General features: G+C 72.8%; 15 protein-coding genes and 1 tRNA gene. 8 read left to right on the forward strand and 8 right to left on the reverse strand.

Annotated elements, in window-relative coordinates:
• Nucleotides 1-325: 325 nt before the first annotated feature.
• The 7 genes from AB0N31_RS21425 to AB0N31_RS21455 all read left to right on the forward strand — a co-directional run bounded on the left by AB0N31_RS21425 (nt 326) and on the right by AB0N31_RS21455 (nt 6094).
• A tRNA-Leu gene (locus tag AB0N31_RS21425) sits at nt 326-410 on the forward strand.
• Between the two features lie 442 nt (nt 411-852).
• Nucleotides 853-2031, forward strand: a complete 1179-nt coding sequence (locus AB0N31_RS21430; protein ID WP_366059968.1) for an ATP-binding protein — start codon at nt 853-855, stop codon at nt 2029-2031.
• Nucleotides 2028-2429, forward strand: a complete 402-nt coding sequence (locus tag AB0N31_RS21435) for a roadblock/LC7 domain-containing protein (RefSeq protein ID WP_356561669.1) — start codon at nt 2028-2030, stop codon at nt 2427-2429. The genes AB0N31_RS21430 and AB0N31_RS21435 overlap by 4 nt, the downstream gene beginning before the upstream one ends.
• Complete coding sequence (locus tag AB0N31_RS21440) at nt 2426-2803, forward strand: DUF742 domain-containing protein (protein ID WP_366059969.1); 378 nt, start codon at nt 2426-2428, stop codon at nt 2801-2803. Before AB0N31_RS21435 ends, AB0N31_RS21440 begins: the two co-directional genes overlap by 4 nt.
• Nucleotides 2778-3371 (forward strand): ATP/GTP-binding protein, encoded by a 594-nt coding sequence (locus AB0N31_RS21445; protein ID WP_366059970.1) that lies wholly within the window; start codon nt 2778-2780, stop codon nt 3369-3371. Before AB0N31_RS21440 ends, AB0N31_RS21445 begins: the two co-directional genes overlap by 26 nt.
• A gap of 8 nt (nt 3372-3379) precedes the next feature.
• Complete coding sequence (locus AB0N31_RS21450; protein WP_366059971.1) at nt 3380-4723, forward strand: cytochrome P450; 1344 nt, start codon at nt 3380-3382, stop codon at nt 4721-4723.
• Between the two features lie 222 nt (nt 4724-4945).
• A complete protein-coding gene (locus AB0N31_RS21455) occupies nt 4946-6094 on the forward strand; it encodes a tryptophan dimethylallyltransferase family protein (RefSeq protein ID WP_366059972.1) in 1149 nt (382 codons plus the stop codon).
• 196 nt (nt 6095-6290) lie between these two features.
• On the opposite strand, the gene AB0N31_RS21460 is transcribed toward AB0N31_RS21455, so the two are convergent.
• From AB0N31_RS21460 to AB0N31_RS21495, 8 genes are all read right to left on the reverse strand, one after another.
• A complete protein-coding gene (locus AB0N31_RS21460) occupies nt 6291-7577 on the reverse strand; it encodes an NAD(P)-binding domain-containing protein (RefSeq protein ID WP_366059973.1) in 1287 nt (428 codons plus the stop codon).
• Between the two features lie 152 nt (nt 7578-7729).
• Nucleotides 7730-8428, reverse strand: coding sequence for a GntR family transcriptional regulator (locus tag AB0N31_RS21465; RefSeq protein ID WP_366059974.1), 699 nt, complete (start codon nt 8426-8428; stop codon nt 7730-7732).
• 175 nt (nt 8429-8603) lie between these two features.
• Nucleotides 8604-9605: a proline racemase family protein gene (locus tag AB0N31_RS21470; RefSeq protein ID WP_366059975.1), complete on the reverse strand. Its 1002-nt coding sequence runs from the start codon at nt 9603-9605 to the stop codon at nt 8604-8606.
• A gap of 101 nt (nt 9606-9706) precedes the next feature.
• Nucleotides 9707-10597 carry a dihydrodipicolinate synthase family protein gene (locus AB0N31_RS21475; protein ID WP_366059976.1) on the reverse strand — a complete coding sequence of 297 codons (891 nt, stop codon included), beginning with the start codon at nt 10595-10597 and terminating at the stop codon, nt 9707-9709.
• A gap of 82 nt (nt 10598-10679) precedes the next feature.
• Entirely contained in the window at nt 10680-12125 is a 1446-nt protein-coding gene (locus AB0N31_RS21480) for an NAD(P)/FAD-dependent oxidoreductase (protein ID WP_366059977.1), read from the reverse strand.
• Nucleotides 12118-12417 (reverse strand): (2Fe-2S)-binding protein, encoded by a 300-nt coding sequence (locus AB0N31_RS21485; RefSeq protein ID WP_366059978.1) that lies wholly within the window; start codon nt 12415-12417, stop codon nt 12118-12120. Before AB0N31_RS21485 ends, AB0N31_RS21480 begins: the two co-directional genes overlap by 8 nt.
• Nucleotides 12405-13604 carry an FAD-binding oxidoreductase gene (locus AB0N31_RS21490; protein ID WP_366059979.1) on the reverse strand — a complete coding sequence of 400 codons (1200 nt, stop codon included), beginning with the start codon at nt 13602-13604 and terminating at the stop codon, nt 12405-12407. Before AB0N31_RS21490 ends, AB0N31_RS21485 begins: the two co-directional genes overlap by 13 nt.
• A 160-nt stretch (nt 13605-13764) precedes the next feature.
• Nucleotides 13765-14661: a hypothetical protein gene (locus AB0N31_RS21495; RefSeq protein WP_366060051.1), complete on the reverse strand. Its 897-nt coding sequence runs from the start codon at nt 14659-14661 to the stop codon at nt 13765-13767.
• 677 nt (nt 14662-15338) lie between these two features.
• Here AB0N31_RS21495 and AB0N31_RS21500 point away from each other — a divergent pair.
• Nucleotides 15339-16025: a nucleotidyltransferase domain-containing protein gene (locus tag AB0N31_RS21500; RefSeq protein WP_366059980.1), complete on the forward strand. Its 687-nt coding sequence runs from the start codon at nt 15339-15341 to the stop codon at nt 16023-16025.
• Nucleotides 16026-16171: the final 146 nt, after the last annotated feature.

Consider the following 16171-nt stretch of genomic DNA (forward strand, 5'->3'; position numbering starts at 1 on the left):
CACGGTGCCGCGAGAATAGAAAGGTCTGGACCACAGGTCAATAGGTCTGGACCACTCTGCGGTGCCCGGTTCCGGTCCGGTCCTAGATCCCCAACCGGGCCGGGGAGGGCCGCCCCACGGACGGCCGTGCCGACGAACGCGCCGCCGACGCCGCCGGCCGGGGCGTGTCCGTGAGCGTTCGGGTACGCTCCGTGACGCGGTGGAGCGCGCGCCGCCCGGGTGTCCGCAGGCCCCCGGCCAGCGAATACTCGGGTGAGACACACTCCGAAAGCTTGGTATTGTTGTCCATGTCGCCGCGGGGAACAGTCGCGGTGGCAGACACCTGGTCCGGGTGGCGGAATGGCAGACGCGCTAGCTTGAGGTGCTAGTGCCCTTTATCGGGCGTGGGGGTTCAAGTCCCCCCTCGGACACGTATCACCCTCTGCACCGAGTGCGTTCCGCTCGGTGAGGAGAGGGTCGCGGAGGGTATCCGCGCAGAAGTCGCCCGCCTCCGGGATTCCCGGAGGCGGGTTTTCTCGTCTCCGGATGTGTCCCCTCCCGGGAAAATCCTCCCAACACCTTGATTGCCTCCCGAATGCCGCGGAAGCCCGTTTGTCGGTTGTGTCGAGGGCGGCCCGCCTCCCGCTCACTGACGGTCCGTCAATGTTCATCCGGACCGCCCCTGTTGGCGGTCTGTGACCGCTTCGTGTGGTGATACGATCACGGCGCTTGTAGAGCGGGCGGATGGGTGAAGGACGACATCCCCGACTACGGGGACAGTCCGGGCGGTGGCCCCGATGCGGGCGGTCCCGCCGGTCCACCCGCATTGACGGGAATTCAGCAACTGGCCGTCAGTCGCCTGAAGAGAGTCTTATGACCGATTACATACAGAACCCGGTACTCTGGGCTCTCCTCGTCGCCGTGCTCGTCGCCGTCGCCCTCATTGTTCGTCAACGGAGGGCGGCGCGGACGTTAAGGCAGGAATTCGCGGATCTCAGGGCTCGGCACAGCGAGCTGGAGAACGGGTACGCGAAATCCGTCGAGGCGGCGCAGGAAAGAGCCGAAGAGGCAACGAAAACAGTCCTGAAGTCCGCCATGCGGACCCTTCAGGGCCTCGCCGCGGAACAGCAGTTGATCGTTTCCCGGCTGCAGAACAAATACGGCGAGTCGGTCATCCTCCAGGACCTTCTGGAGATCGACCACACGAACTCCCAGTTCGGCCGCCGGGCCCAGTCCATCGCCGTCCTCTGCGACGGCTGGCTGGGACGTCAGCGCGAAGTGGCGTCGGTCTACGACGTCGTCCGCAGCGCCCAGGGCAGGATCCGCCACTACCGGCGGGTGGAAATTCTCTCGCAGGTCGATTTCGGCATCACCAGCCGCGCGGTGGAACCGGTCGCACTGGCCCTCGCCGAACTGCTCGACAACGCCACCAGCTATTCCAGCCCGGACACCGTCGTCGAAATCAACATCCGCACCGTGCCCAAGGGTATTTGCATCGTCGTGGACGACGCCGGCGTCGGCATGAACGACGAGGAGCGGGCCCGAGCGGAGAAACTCCTCTCCAGCGACCGCGTCTCGGGCGTCTCCGGGCTCGGCAACCCCCCGCAGTTCGGGTTCGCGGTGATCGGCGTCCTCGCCGAGCGTTTCGGCTTCGAGGTCTCGGTGGACTCCAGCTCGCCCTACGGCGGCGTCCGCGCGGTCCTGCTCCTGCCGCACGACCTGCTCACCAACGCACCCGAGCAGAAGGAACCGGCGCCGGTCGTCCCGCCCGTCGCCGTGGCCGCACCCACCCGTGGTGGCCCCGAAGTCGCGCCGGCCCCGAGCACCACCGCCGACGGCCTGCCCAAGAGGCGCCGCAAGCGGCCGATGGCCATCGTGCCCGGCAGCGCACCGACCGCCGCCGCCCCCTCCCGCTCGGGCGCGGAGACGGCGGCGATCATGGGCGCCTTCCAGCGCGGTACCCAGTCCGGCCGGCGGGCCACCCCTGCGGACCCCGCGGAACAGTCCAGCAGTACACGTGGCGCAAGCAGCGAAGGGCATGAGTTCTCGTGAACGACGATCTGTCATGGATGCTTGACAGCGCCCTGGAGATACCCGGGGCCCTGCACGCCGTCCTGATATCCGCCGACGGCCTGCTGATGGCCCGGACGCAGGACTTCGGAAAGGACGACGCGGACCGGGTGGCCGCCGCCATGAGCGGTGTGCAGTCACTCAGCCGCTCCCTGGCCTTCTTCTGCGAGGACGCCCAGCAGCGGTGGCGGCAGACACTGGTCGAGTTCGACGGCGGCTGGGTCTTCCTGATCTCCGCCGGAGAGGGCGCCTACCTGGGCGTCTCCGCCTCGCCCGATGTCGACATGGCGGACATCACCTTCCGGATGCAGCAGCTCGTCGGCCAGCTCGGCAAGGCGCTGACGACACCGCCGCGCGAGAACCTCGGCGCGCGGTCATGAACGGTTTCGACGAACTGGAGCCGCAAGCACCGGAGTTAGTACGTCCGTACGTCATCACCAAGGGACGCGGACTGCCCGACGAGGAGCAGCTCTCCCTCATCACCCTGGTGACGGCGGCAGCCGACCACCGGCAGCGGCCGACCCGGCTGTCCCCGGAGGAGCAGAGCCTGCTCGAGCTGTGCTCGGCGGGCTACCTGTCGGTCGCCGAGATCGCCGGGCACACCCAACTGCCCCTCGGCGTGGTGAAGATCCTCCTCGCCGCCCTCACCGAGGGCGGCTACCTCATCACCCGCCCGCCCGTGCAGCGGGCGCCCCTCGCCGACCGGGAGATCCTGGAGGAGGTGCTGAATGGTCTCAGGGCCAAGTTTGGATGAACAGGCGTACGTCCGTGAGGGCGCGTCGCAGACGGCCGTGAAGATCCTCGTCGTCGGCCACTTCGCGGTGGGCAAGACCACGTTCATCGGGGCGATCTCCGAGATCCCCCCGCTGTCCACCGAGGAGACGATGACGCGGGCCGCCGAGTCCGTCGACGACCTCAAGGGAGTCCAGGGCAAGACCACCACCACGGTCGCCATGGACTTCGGTCGCCTCACCATCAGCGACCGGGTCGTGCTCTACCTGTTCGGAACGCCCGGTCAGCAGCGTTTCGTGCAGATGTGGGAGGACATGGCCCGCGGCGCGCTCGGCGCCCTCGTCCTGGTCGACCCCGAACGGCTCGCGGACTCGTTCGCCGTGATCGACCTGATCGAGCAGTACGGGCTGGACTACGCCATCGCCGTCAACCACTTCGACGGCTCCCCCCTGCGGGACGAGACCGCCCTGCGCGACGCGCTGGACCTGCTCGACGACACCCCCGTCGTCACCTGCGACGCGCGGGACGAGCAGTCGTCGGCCGAAGCGCTCATCACTCTCGTCCGCCACTTGCAGGACCGTGCCCACTAGGAGCAGAAATGGACCAACCCACCGCTCCCGTGCCCCCGCCCGGGTGCCCGGCGCACCACAGCGGCGCCCGAGTGCCGCTCCACGGCCCCGAGTTCGCCGCTGACCCGCAGGCCTACTACAGCTACCTGCGTCACTACGGGCCGACCGCCCCGGTCGAACTCGCCCCCGGCGTCGAGGCCACCCTCGTCACGGACTACGCCACCGCCCTGCAACTTCTGCAGGACTCGGGCTCGTTCCGCAAGGACGCGCGCCGCTGGCGGCACTTCAACGAGGGCAAGATCTCGCCCGACAGCCCGGTCGCGCCCGTGCTGGCCTACCGGCCCAACTGCATGTTCAGCGACGGCGCCGAACACCTCAGGCTGCGCCAGGCCGTGACGGACAGCATGGCCCGCGTCGACACGCGCAAGCTGAGCCACACCACCGAGCAGGTCTCCAACTACCTGATCTCCCAGTTCGGGTCCCGTGGCTCGGCGGACCTGCTCGGCGACTACGCCAAGCAGCTGCCGCTGTTCGTGTTCAACGAACTCTTCGGCTGCCCGCCGGACATCGGCGACCGCGTCGTCTACGGCATCAGCGGCATGTTCGACGGTGTCAACGCCGAGCGCGCGATGGGCGTGCTGTTCGGCGCCGTGGGCGAACTCGTCGCGCTCAAGCGGGTCAAGCCCGGTGACGACGTCACCTCCTGGCTCATGGAGCACCAGGCCGCCCTCACCGACGAGGAGATGGTCCACCAGCTGGCTCTCCTGCTGGTCGGAGGCAACGAGCCGCTGCGCAACCTGATCGGCAACACCCTGCACCGGCTGCTGACCCACGACGCGTACGCCAACCAGGGCGGTCTGATCGACGAGGCGATCGACGACACGCTGTGGGAGAACCCGCCCATGCAGAACCTCGCCCCGCACTACCCGGCCGCCGACATGGAGTTCGCCGGTCAGAAGTTCCAGGCGGGCGACCTGGTCCTGGTCAGCTTCGCCGCCGCCAACACCGGCCCCGCGCTGACGGCCGCCCGTCAGGCGGGCAGCAACCGCGCCCACCTGGCCTGGAGCGCCGGCCCGCACGCCTGCCCGTCCAAGGACCCCGCCCGGCAGATCACCGTGACGGCGCTGGAGAACCTCCTCAACCGCCTCCCCGACGTCGAACTCGCCGTCCCCGAGGAGAGCCTGACCTGGCGCCCCGGCCCCTTCAACCGGGGACTCGTCGCGCTGCCCGCACGGTTCACCCCGGTGGCCGCGCGCAAGCCCGCCGCCCCGGCGCACACCGAGGCCCCCGCCCGTCCGCAGCAGCCCCAGCCGGGCACCCGGCCCGAACGCGCGGGAGTGTGGAGCCAGTTCCTCAACTGGCTGACGAGGTGATTCACACAACACCGACCAATTCTTCACTCTTGTATGACGGTTCAACCTCAGGGGTAGTGAGCCATGCGGTAATGCGCATGTCCCACCAGCCCGAGGAGTTGACGTGGACCACATATCCACCAACGCCGTTCCCCACCAACATCCCGCAGTGTTGAGCCTCGAGATACCCGCCCCCACCGGCGGGTATCTTCATGTCGGCTCCGGCCCGTGGCAGGAGGGCCGGTGACCGCCGTCCGGCCCGGCGCACCGGGACTCGTCGGCACCGACACGCTCGGCGGCCACACCACCCGCCAACTGCTGCGCCTGTGCGAGGTCGTGGGGCTCACCGCCCATGACGCCGAGGTCTACGCGCGTACCCTCACCGCCATGCTGGGTGCGGCCGCGGCACGGCCGCTGGACCTGCCGCCCCCGAACCCGACGTTCCTCTCCGACGACCACACCCCGGTGGAGTTCTCGCTCTCCTTCGTGCCGGGCGCGGCGCCCACGCTCCGGGTGCTGCTGGAGCCGGGCTGCGCGTTCGGCGACCTGGCGCAGAACGGACGTCGTGGACTGCGGGCCGTCCGCGAGATGGCGGCACGCTGGGGCTTCGCCACCGACCGGCTCGACGAACTCGAGGACCTGTTCCTGCCGGCGTCGCCCGAGGGCCCGTTCGCCCTGTGGTGCGCGCTCGAACTGCGCCCCGGCGGCGTCCCCAAGGTCAAGGTCTACCTCAATCCCGCGGCCACCGGGCGCGGACATGCCGCCGCGACGGTGCGCGAGGCGCTGCGGCGGCTCGGCCACCACGACGCGTTCGCGGCACTGCCGCCGCACGACCGCCACCTGTTCTTCGCCCTGGATCTGGGCGACTGGGCGGAACCCCGGGTGAAGGTCTACCTCGCCCACCAGGACCTGTCGGCCGCGGAGGCCGGCGCACTGTCCCGCACCGGCGGCCTTCCCCAGGCCGAGGAGAACGAGGAGTTCTTCCGTATCGTCGCGGGCCGGGACGGCACGGACGGCGGCGGCGCGGAGCCGGCTCCCGCGGTACGGCGCCCCGTGCAGTCCTGCCACGCCTTCACCGAGAGCGCGTCCGGCCTGCCCAGCGGCTTCACCCTCTACGTCCCGGTCCGCGACTACGCGCCGCACGACGGCGAGGCCCTCACCCGCGCCACCGCCCTGCTCGGCCGCCACGGGCAGGACCCCGCCCCGCTGCTGGCGGCCGTGTCCGCCGTCACCGACCGCGACCCGGAGGAGGGGGTGGGACTCGTCGCCTACCTGGCGCTCGCCCACCAGCAGGGGCAGCCGCCCCGTGTCACGGCGTACCTCTCCTCGGAGGCGTACGCGGTGCGCCCGCCCGTCGGCCTGCTGCCCGCCGAGCCCGCGACCGTGCGGTAACCGGCAGGTGGTACCGGGGGGCACTTCCCGGGGAGCCGTACGCCGATGACGCCGGACCGCTCCCCTCCCACCGCCGCGACCCGGAGGCGAGGCGACGTGACGCGGCGGCGGAACGCGCGAGCCGAGGACCGCGGCACGGCGAAGGGGCCGGCCCGCGGAGGAACCCTCCGCCCGCCGACCCCTGCCTGACGAAGCGTCACTCCGCTTGCAACTCCTGGAGGTACGGAGTCACGTTCACCTGGATCGAGGCGCCCTCCGCCTGGCCGTACTGGCCCGCGATGCCGCTGAGGTAGGTGGCGACCTCCTTGCGCATGACCTCCGGTTCCGGCAGCACCGCCGCTCCCGTGACGATCCGCGCGATCCAGCGCGACTGCGCCTCCACGAGCCGGGTGATGGAGCCGTGCGGACGGACCAGGCCGACGAAGTACAGACCGGCGTGGCCGGGTGCGACGACCCGCTTGTACAACTCGACCGAACCCCGCGGTCCGATCGGGCAGCCGGACGGCAGGAACGGGAACGCCATGCGGTAGCCGGTGCAGTGCACGATCGCGTCGGCCCGGGCGGACGTCCCGTCGGTGAAGAACACCCGGTCGCCGTCGAGGGAGGCGATGGCGGGTTTGGGGACGACCCCGCCGTGCCGGATGCGGGTGAGGATCTCGTCCGAGATGGTCACGGCCGAGGCGAACACCGGGTGGTCCGGCTCGGGCAGGCCGTAGTCCGAGAGCCTGCCGCGGGCCACGAGCAGGGCCTGCTCGATGAATCGGCGCTGCTCCTCCAGCGACATGCGCGTCCACCACGGCGCCTCGGCCACCTCGTCGAGCGGTGTGCCGTACAACTGCTTGGGCAGGATGTGCAGGCCCCGGCGTACCGAGAGCAGGGTGGTCGCCGCGTACCGGGAGAGGTCCGCCGCGATGTCCACCGCCGAGGCGCCGAGCCCGACGACGACCACCTCCTGACCTGCGTAGTCGCTGCCGTCGCGGTAGTCCAGGGCGTGCAGAATCGTTCCGGTGAAGGTGTCCGCACCAGGCGGCGGCACAGGCAGCGAGGGCTCGGTGTTGTGCCCCGACGCGACGACGACATGGGTGAAGCTCCGCGTGCCGCGCGTGCCCCCGGCGTCCACGACGACGACCGTCCAGGAACCGTCGGCCTCCTGCCGCACCGACTCCACGGCCGTCTCCAGCTCGACGTGATCCAGGACGTCGGCCCACTCGGCGAACGAACGCAGGTAGGCGGCCATCTGGCTGTGCCGGGGATAGACCGGGTAGGAGGCCGGCATCGGGTAGTCGGCGTACCCGGTCAGCTTCTTGGTCGTGTTGAGGTGCAGGGACAGGTAACCCGGTCCGCGCTCACCGGCCCCGGGGCGGCGCCAGATGCCGCCCACGTCGGCCGACTTCTCCAGACACACGAAGTCGACGCCCGCCGTCTTGAGGGCCCGTGCCGTGGCCAGCCCCGACAGGCCCGCACCGATCACACACACTCTCACGGTTTCCCCCACAGGAAAGACACCACCTCTACGGACACCCGCAGTGCCTGCCCATCGGTCACTTCGCCCAACCAGCGACAAAGATCACAGACGTCCGCCGTGCGACATGGCACCGGCACGTCGGGTACCGCCGGCGCCTCGGGCCCGTCCGGCTACGCGTCGGCGGACGCCCACAGCCCTCGTACGTGTCCCAGGTGCCGCGTCATCACCGCGCGCACCGCCTGCTCGTCGCGGGCCAGCAGGGCGTCGAGGAGTTCCAGGTGCTCCTCGGCGGACGCCAGCAGCCGGCCGGAGGCGGACAGGGCGGTGAGCCCGTAGAGCCGGGCCCGGCCGCGCAGGTCGCGGACCACCTCGACCAGGTGGCCGTTGCCGGCGAGGGCGAGCAGGCCGAGGTGGAAACGGGTGTCGGCCTCGACGTAGGCGATGAGGTCGCCCGCGACGGCGGCGGCGACGATCTCCCGGGCGGCCGGACGCAGCGCCTCCAGCGACACCGGGTCGGCGGCCGTCGCCAGTGCCACCACCGTGGGGATCTCGACGAGCGCGCGGACGTGCGTGTACTCGTCGAGCTGCCGGTCGGAGACGTCCGTGACGCGGAACCCCTTGTTGGGCACGGCGTCGACCAGCCCCTCCTTGGCGAGGTCCAGCATCGCCTCGCGCACCGGGGTCGCCGAGACCCCGAAGCGGGCGGCCAGCGCGGGCGCCGAGTGCACCTCGCCGGGGCGCAGTTCGCCCGCGATCAGCGCGGCCCGCAGCGCGTCGGCGACCCGCTCGCGGTAGCTGCTGCGCCGCCCGCCCAGCACGGGCAGCGCGGGCGCGACGGGGGAGGGGCTGCTGCTGCGCGGGGCGGCCATGCGCGATCTCCTCGAAACGGGTGTGCGACGTCACGTGCCCTGTCGGGTGTGCTGTCGGGCGCCGTGGCGCGTGCCGTGTCACGTGCCATGTCATGTGCCACCAGTATCCACGGCGTCTCCCGGTGTCCGTACGGCGTTCGTGCGGCCGCCCCGGCACGGCCACGGGTGCGCGGGATCAGAGCACGAACCCGGCCGGGAACGGGTCCGCCGGATCGAGCAGGTACTGTGCCGTACCGGTGATCCAGGCACGTCCGGTGAAGCTGGGCAGGACCGCGGGGGTCCCGGCGACCTCCGTCGTGCCGAGGAGCCGGCCGGTGAACCGGGTGCCGATGAAGGACTCGTTCACGAACTCGGTGTGCAGGGGCAGTTCACCGCGTGCGTGCAACTGCGCCATGCGGGCGCTCGTCCCCGTACCGCAGGGCGAGCGGTCGAACCAGCCCGGGTGGATGGCCATCGCGTGCCGCGAGTGCCGAGCGGTGGCGCCGGGCGCGTACAGGTGGACGTGGTGGCAGCCGCGGATGGTGGGATCCTCCGGGTGCACCGGCTCCGCCCCGGAGTTGATCGCCTCCATGAGGGACAGCCCGGCGCGCAGGATGTCGTCCTTGCGGGTCCGGTCGAAGGGCAGCCCGAACTCCGCCAGCGGCAGGATCGCGTAGAAGTTCCCGCCGTACGCCAGGTCGTAGGTCACCGTCCGGCCGTCGGGCAGGGTGGCCGCGCGGTCCAGGGCGACGGCGAAGGACGGGACGTTGCGCAGGGTGACCGCCGTGGCCGCGCCGTCCCGGACCGCCACCTCGGCGACGACCGGCCCGGCCGGGGTGTCCAGCCGGATGGTGGTGACCGGTTCGACGACCTCCACCATGCCCGTCTCCACCAGCACGGTGGCCACCCCGATCGTGCCGTGCCCGCACATCGGCAGAAAGCCGGAGACCTCGATGTAGACGACTCCCCAGTCGCAGTCCGGCCGGGTCGGCGGCTGGAGGATCGCGCCGCTCATCGCGGAGTGACCGCGCGGCTCGTTCATCAGCAACTGCCGTACTTCGTCGCGATGTTCACGGAAGTGCAACCGCCGCTCGTTCATCGTCGCGCCGGGGATGGTGCCGATCCCGCCGGTGATCACCCGGGTGGGCATGCCCTCGGTGTGCGAGTCGACGGCGTGCAGGACGAGTTTGCTGCGCATGACATGCCTTCCGTGCTCGGGGTGCGGGTGCCGGGGCGGGGGAGTGTGCGGCGTCGGTCGGCTCCGGGGGGCGCGTGCGTGGTGGCGGCCGGGCCGTGGGCTCAGGCGAGACCCGCGGCGACGGCCTTCTCGGTGGCCGCTCGCACGGCCCTCTCCTGCTCGGGCAGCAGCGGCACGCGCGGCGGCCGGCAGGGCCCGCCGTGCCGGCCGACGACGTCCATCGACATCTTGATGGCCTGGACGAACTCCACCCGCGAGTCCCAGCGCAGCAGCGGGTGCAGCTGCCGGTACAGGGGCAGCGCGGCGGTGAGGTCCCCGGCGACGGCGGCCCGGTACAGCTCCACCGACGCACGCGGCAGCGCGTTGGGGTAGCCGGCCACCCAGCCCTTGGCGCCCGCCACCGCCAGCTCCAGCAGCACGTCGTCCGCCCCGATCAACAGGTCCAGCTCCGGAGCCAGTTCGGCGATCCGGTAGGCACGCCGTACATCGCCGGAGAACTCCTTGACGCCGTGGACGAGGCCCTCGCCGTGCAGCCGCGCGAGCAGTTCGGGCACGAGGTCGACCTTGGTGTCGACGGGGTTGTTGTACGCCACCACCGGCAGGCCCGCCTTCGCGACCTCCGCGTAGTGCGCCACGACCGCACGCTCGTCGGCGCGGTAGGCGTTGGGCGGCAGCAGCATCACCGCACCGCAGCCCGCCTCACGTGCCTGCTCGGCCCAGCGGCGGGCCTCCGCCGAGCCGTACGCGGCGACCCCCGGCATCACGCGCTCCCCGCCGATCGCCGCCACCGCGGTCCGCACCACCCCGGCGCGTTCCTCGGGCGTGAGGACCTGGTACTCGCCGAGCGAGCCGTTCGGTACGACGCCGTCGCAGCCGTTCGCCACCAGCCAGGCGCAGTGCTCGGCGTAGCGGTCGTGGTCGACGGAGAGGTCGGCACGGAGGGGGAGGGCGGTGGCGACGAGGACACCGTGCCAGGGGCGGGGACTGGTCATCTCGGGAACTGCCTCTCTGGGAAAACCGATACGTGACATGGCACTGAACGGTGGGGCGGACGGCGGCAGCGGGGCGGGGCTCTCACCGGGGCCGGCTCGTCCCGGCGTCCGGCGGGGGCGGCGCGGCCAGGACGCCGAGAGGAACGGGGCGGGCCGGCAGCCGTCGTCCGGGGACCAGGTCGCAGCCCGCGATGCCCGCGACTCCCGGCTCGCACATCCGGCCCTGGCACCAGCCCATGCCGGCCCGGGTCAGCAGCTTCACGGTGCGCAGGTCGCCCGCGCCCAGCGCGCCGACGGCCTCGCGGACGGCGCCCGCGGTGATCTCCTCGCACCGGCACACCACCGTCGCGTCGGTCACCTCCTCCGCCCACCGCACGGGCGCCGCGTACAGCCGTTCCAGTTCGGCGGCGAACGTCCGCAGCCGGGTCCGGGAGCGGGCGGCCGGGGTCCACGCGCGCGGGTCCGGCGCGCTGCCGTGCAGGCGGGCGGCGGCGGAGCGGCCGGCGATGTGGCCCTCGGCCAGCGACAGGGCCGCGCCGCCGATGCCCGTCGCCTCCCCGGCGGCCCACACGCCGGGGACGTCGGTGCGCTGCTCGTCGTCGACGCGCACGCCCGCCGCATCGAGACGGCAGCCGAGTGCCGACGCGAGGTCGGTGTGCGGCAGCAGACCGTGGCCGACGGCGAGGGTGTCGCAGGCCAGGCGCTGAGCGGAGCCGGGCACCGGACGGCCGTCGGGGCCGACCGCGGCGACGGTGACGGACTCCAGCCGGTCCCGGCCGTGCGCTTCCACGACCGTATGACGTGTCATCACGGACACCTCGTGGCGCAGGAGCCGAGCGGCGTAGTCCGCCGCCTCGGCGAGCTTGTCGGGGTGCGCGGCCAGGACGCGGGCCCGGCGTGCGACGTCACGCGGGCCCGCGGACCGCCGTACGAGAGCGGCCGGGGCGGCCGACTCGACCAGGGTCGTCACCCGGGCGCCGGCCGCGGCGAGGCCGGTCGCCACGGGGAGGAGCAGCGGGCCGGTGCCGGCGACCACCACCGTGCGGCCGGGCAGTGCCAGTCCGCCCTTCAGCATGGCCTGGGCCCCGCCCGCGGTGATCACGCCGGGCAGGGTCCAGCCGGGGAACGGCAGCACCTTCTCGTAGCCGCCGGTCGCCAGCACCACCCCGTCGGCACGGACCGACGCCGGCTCCCGCTCCTCGGGACCGAGCAGCGCGTGCACGACGAAACCGGTCGACTCCCGCTCCACGCACCACACATGATGGCCACTCAGGTATTCGGTACGACCGTCCGCGAGGTGGGTGGTCAGCCCGTCGCGCAGGCGTTCCCAGGTCCGCCACCGGTGGTGCAGGACCTGCGGCCTGCGGGCGCCCAGTCCGGGGGCGGGCTGCCGGTAGAACTGGCCGCCCGGCTCGGGGGCGGAGTCGACGAGCACCACCCGTACCCCTCGCGCGGCAGCCGCCAGGGCGGCGGCGAGGCCCGCCGGACCGGCGCCGACGACCGCGAGCACCGGCCGCCGCTCAGACATCGTGGCCCGTGCCTTCCTGCGTACGGACGTCCGCGCCCGGCACGGCGGGCACCAGGCAGGCGCGCTGGTTGGGCCGGCCGTCCACGGTCACCAGACAGTCGAAGCAGACGCCGATCCCGCAGAACACCCCGCGCGGGCGGCCCCCTTCACGGGTGGCGCGCCAGGCGGTCACGCCCGCCGACCACAGCGCGGCGGCGACCGTCTGCCCGGGCAGCGCCTCGATCTCCCGGCCGTCGAACGTGACGGTGAAGGATGCGCCGGGACGGGCCCCGACCAGTTTCAAGGGGTGCACGGCGCGGCCTCCTCGGGGAAGCGGTCGGGACGGAACGGAGTGAGGTCCAGTGCGGGGGACTCACCGGTCAGCGCCTGCGCGATCAGGTGTCCGGTGCCGGTGGCCAGCCCGATGCCCGCCCCCTCGTGCCCACAGGCGTGGAACAGTCCCGGCGCGCGCGGGTCGGGGCCGATCGCCGGCAGATGGTCCGGCAGGTAGGGGCGGAAGCCGAGATACGTGCGCATCGCCCGGACCTGTTCCAGGAACGGGAACAGGCGGGTCGCGCCCGCGGCCAGCGCCCGGACGACGGTCAGGGAGAACGACCGGTCGAAACCCACCCGTTCCCGGCTCGCGCCGATCAGTACGGGGCCGGCCGCCGTCCCCTCGACGACCGGGGAGGTCTGCAGGGCCGCGGAGTCGCTGGCGACGTCGGCCACGTAGTCGGCGGCGTACACCTTGTGCCGTACGCGCCGCGGCAACGGCTCGGTGACCAGGACGAATCCGCGCCGTGGAAGGACCGGCAGCCGGACGCCCGCGAGCGCGGCGACCTCCGCGCCCCAGGTCCCGGCCGCGTTCACCACGGCCGGCGCGAGGAGATCGCCCCGGTCGGTCCGTACGCCCCGCACGGCATCGCCGGCGCCGCGCAGCACGCCCGTCACCGTCCGGCCGGTCTCCACGCGGGCGCCCGAGGCGCGCAGCAGGTGCGCGGCGGCCAGGGCGGGCATGACCTGGGCGTCCTGGGGATACAGGACGCCCCCGGCGAGGCCGGGCGCCAAGTACGGCTCCAGGTCGCGGAGTCGGTCCTCGCCGACGGCGGCCGTCTCGACGCCGGCGGCACGCTGTCCGGCCGCCAGCGCGGTGAGGGCGGTGAGCGCCTCGGGCGTGGACGCGACGACGAGGCCGCCCTTGGGCTCGTACTCGATGGTGCGGCCCAGCCCCGGGAGGGCCGGCCGGCGGTCGTCCGGTCGTCGTTCTCCGGTGATCTCGCGCCACAACCGGCAGGAGAGCAGGGCCAGTTCCAGCTCCGGTCCCGGTTCCTTGTCGGAGACCAGGAGGTTGCCCTCACCGGCGCCCGTCGTGCCGCCGGCCACCGGACCGCGGTCCACCACGACGACGTCCAGTCCGGCGCGCGCCGCGTACAGGGCGCAGGCGGCGCCGACCATGCCGGCGCCGACGACCACGACGTCACAGGACGGTTGGTTGGTCACGCCAGTAATATGTCACATGGTCCGGAGGAGGGGAACAGGCCGACGGAGCGCTCCCGTTCAGCCGAGCGGGCTTCGGCCGACGGGGCGCTCCGGGTCGGTTCGGTGCGGTGGCGGGTGGGCGGACGGACGAGGGGGAGGGGGTTCTGGGTCCGGTCGGGGCTCAGTCGAGCATGCTCGGCGTCGGCGTCGGCGTACGACCCGCCAGAACCTCCTTGAGGCGCTTGGTGCCCTGCTCCACGGCGGCCTTGGTGGTGTCCTCGTCGGCGCCGTCGAGCCCGCCGTTGGTGATCGTGATGGCGTCGTTGCCGACCCGGACGACGGCGACGTCCAGGGTGAGCGTCACGGGGTCGCCGTTCGCGGTCCCCTTCACCGTCACGGTGAGGCCCTGCCTTGCATCGCCCTCCTTGGGCAGCGAGGCCTCCACGACCTGGACGGTACGCTCGCCGCTGTCGCCGCCGGTCAGGCTGAACTGGTCGCAGGTGTCGGGCAGCTTCTTCAGCCAGTCCATCGACTTGTCCAGCGTGGCCTTCTGGTAGGCGGCCACCTGGTACAGCAGCCGGGAGTCGCCCTCCTCGAAGCCGTTCAGCGCCGACGCCCCGGACGGAGTGCCGAGCAGGTTCTCGTCGTAGAGTCCGTCGACCAGGCGCTGGCAGTCGGCCGCGTCGGTCTTGCCGGTGACGAACTGGGCCGCGTCCACCTGCCCGATGAGCAGCTTGTCGCTCCAGCTCTGCGGGTTCTTCACCTGGACCCAGTCGTCCTCGATGTCCGCCGCGGTGATCAGCGCGTTCCGGGCGCCGGTCTCCGAGAGGGTGGCGGTGGGCGACGGGGTGGCACCGGCCGACTTGCTGACGGACGGGGACGGGGTGGCACCGGCCGACTTGCTGACGGACGGGGACGGGGTGGCACCGGCCGACTTGCTGACGGACGGGGACGGGGTGGCGGTCCGCGCGGCGAGGGGCCGTTCGGCGACGGTGGCGGCGGCGGTCTCCGACTCTGCCGACGTGTCGTCGTCCCCGCCGGCACAGGCCGCCGTGGCGAGCAGCGTCCCGGTGGCCATCGCGGCGGCCAGGAGACGGGCCGGGCGGGCCGCGCGGGCCCGACGGCCCGCCGTGCGGGGCGCCGCCGCGACGGGCGGGGCCGTACACGGCATGGCCGGGTCCGGCGCGGCAGCATTCCGCGCCGGTCGGGACGGGCGGCCGGTCGGGCGAGGGGTGATCACGTTTGCCTCCTGAGGGCGGTCGGGACGGGACGGACGGGGACGGCCGGGACGGGGCGGGCGAGGACGGGACGGATTCCCGGCGCACGCGTGCCCGGGCGGCCCCCCTCGCCTCCACCGCACCACCGGCCCGGCCGCTCGACCAACGCAGGGGGTCATACGGGTGAGGGTGTACGCCGGGTACGGGAGGGAGGTGAGGGCGCGGCGGTGCGCGCGGGCACGGCAGCGCGGGCGGGCGCGGCAGCGCGGGTGGGCGGGGCGCCGCCCGGCCGCGCGACCGAGCCGTGGCGCGACCGAGCCCCGCCGCCGGCCGCCGGCCGACGGCGGGGCTCGGCCCGACCCTGCGGCCGTCCGGCTCCGGACCGGCCGTCCGGCGGCCCGGTGGCCGAACAGGCCCGCGGTGGGGCCCGGGCGCCGGGCGGGCCGGAAAATGCGAGGTGGCGGGGCCGGTCGCCGGGGCATCATGGCGACTTCCGCCGCCTTCTCGCGGTGTCGGCCGATCACCACCGGGGGAGTCCGTGACCGTCCAGAACATCCTGCTGTCCGGCGTGGTCGGCTCGACCGCCTACGGCCTCGCGCACGCCGGGTCCGACGTTGACCGGCTCGGCCTGTTCGCGGCGCCCACCGAGGAGTTGCACGGCCTGCACCCGCCGAAGGAGTCCCACGTCAGCACGGCACCCGACCGGACCCTGCACGAGGCCGCCAAGTGGTGCCGGCTCGCGCTCGGCGGCAATCCCACCGTCACGGAACTCGTCTGGCTGCCCGACGAGTTGTACGAGGTGCGCACCCCGCTCGGCGACGAACTCGTCGGCATCCGTACGACGTTCCTGAGCGCCCGGCGCGTCCGGGACGCCTACCTCGGTTACGCCACCCAGCAGTTCCGCAGACTGCTCGGCCGCGGCGACGGCTCGTTCTCCGCCGACACGCGCAAGCGGACCGCCAAGCACGCCCGGCACCTCAAGCGGCTGTGCGGGCAGGGCTACGAGCTGTACACCACGGGCACGTTGGGCATCCGCGTCGACGACCCGGAGAGCTTCCACCGCTTCGGCGAACAGGTGGCGGCCGATCCCGATGCCGCCCTTCCGCTGCTGCGCCGGTACGAGGCGGCGTTCGACGAAGCCCGCAGTGTGCTGCCCGAGCAGCCCGACGAGAGAGCCGCCGACGCGTGGCTGAGGAAGGTACGGCGGCACTTCTACCCGTCCTGACCGCCCGGTTCGGCCGAGGTCTCCCAGGGGTCCGGGAAAAGCGCGTGCCCCGCCGGACCCTTCCTCCCTACACTCACTCCATCGAGCGCCGCCCACGAACAGGGCCGCGCCGCACCGCGACGAACGAGGGGGGCCCGGCCATGCGT

It is taken from the genome of Streptomyces sp. NPDC051051 (genome assembly GCF_040682975.1).
Taxonomy (GTDB): domain Bacteria; phylum Actinomycetota; class Actinomycetes; order Streptomycetales; family Streptomycetaceae; genus Streptomyces.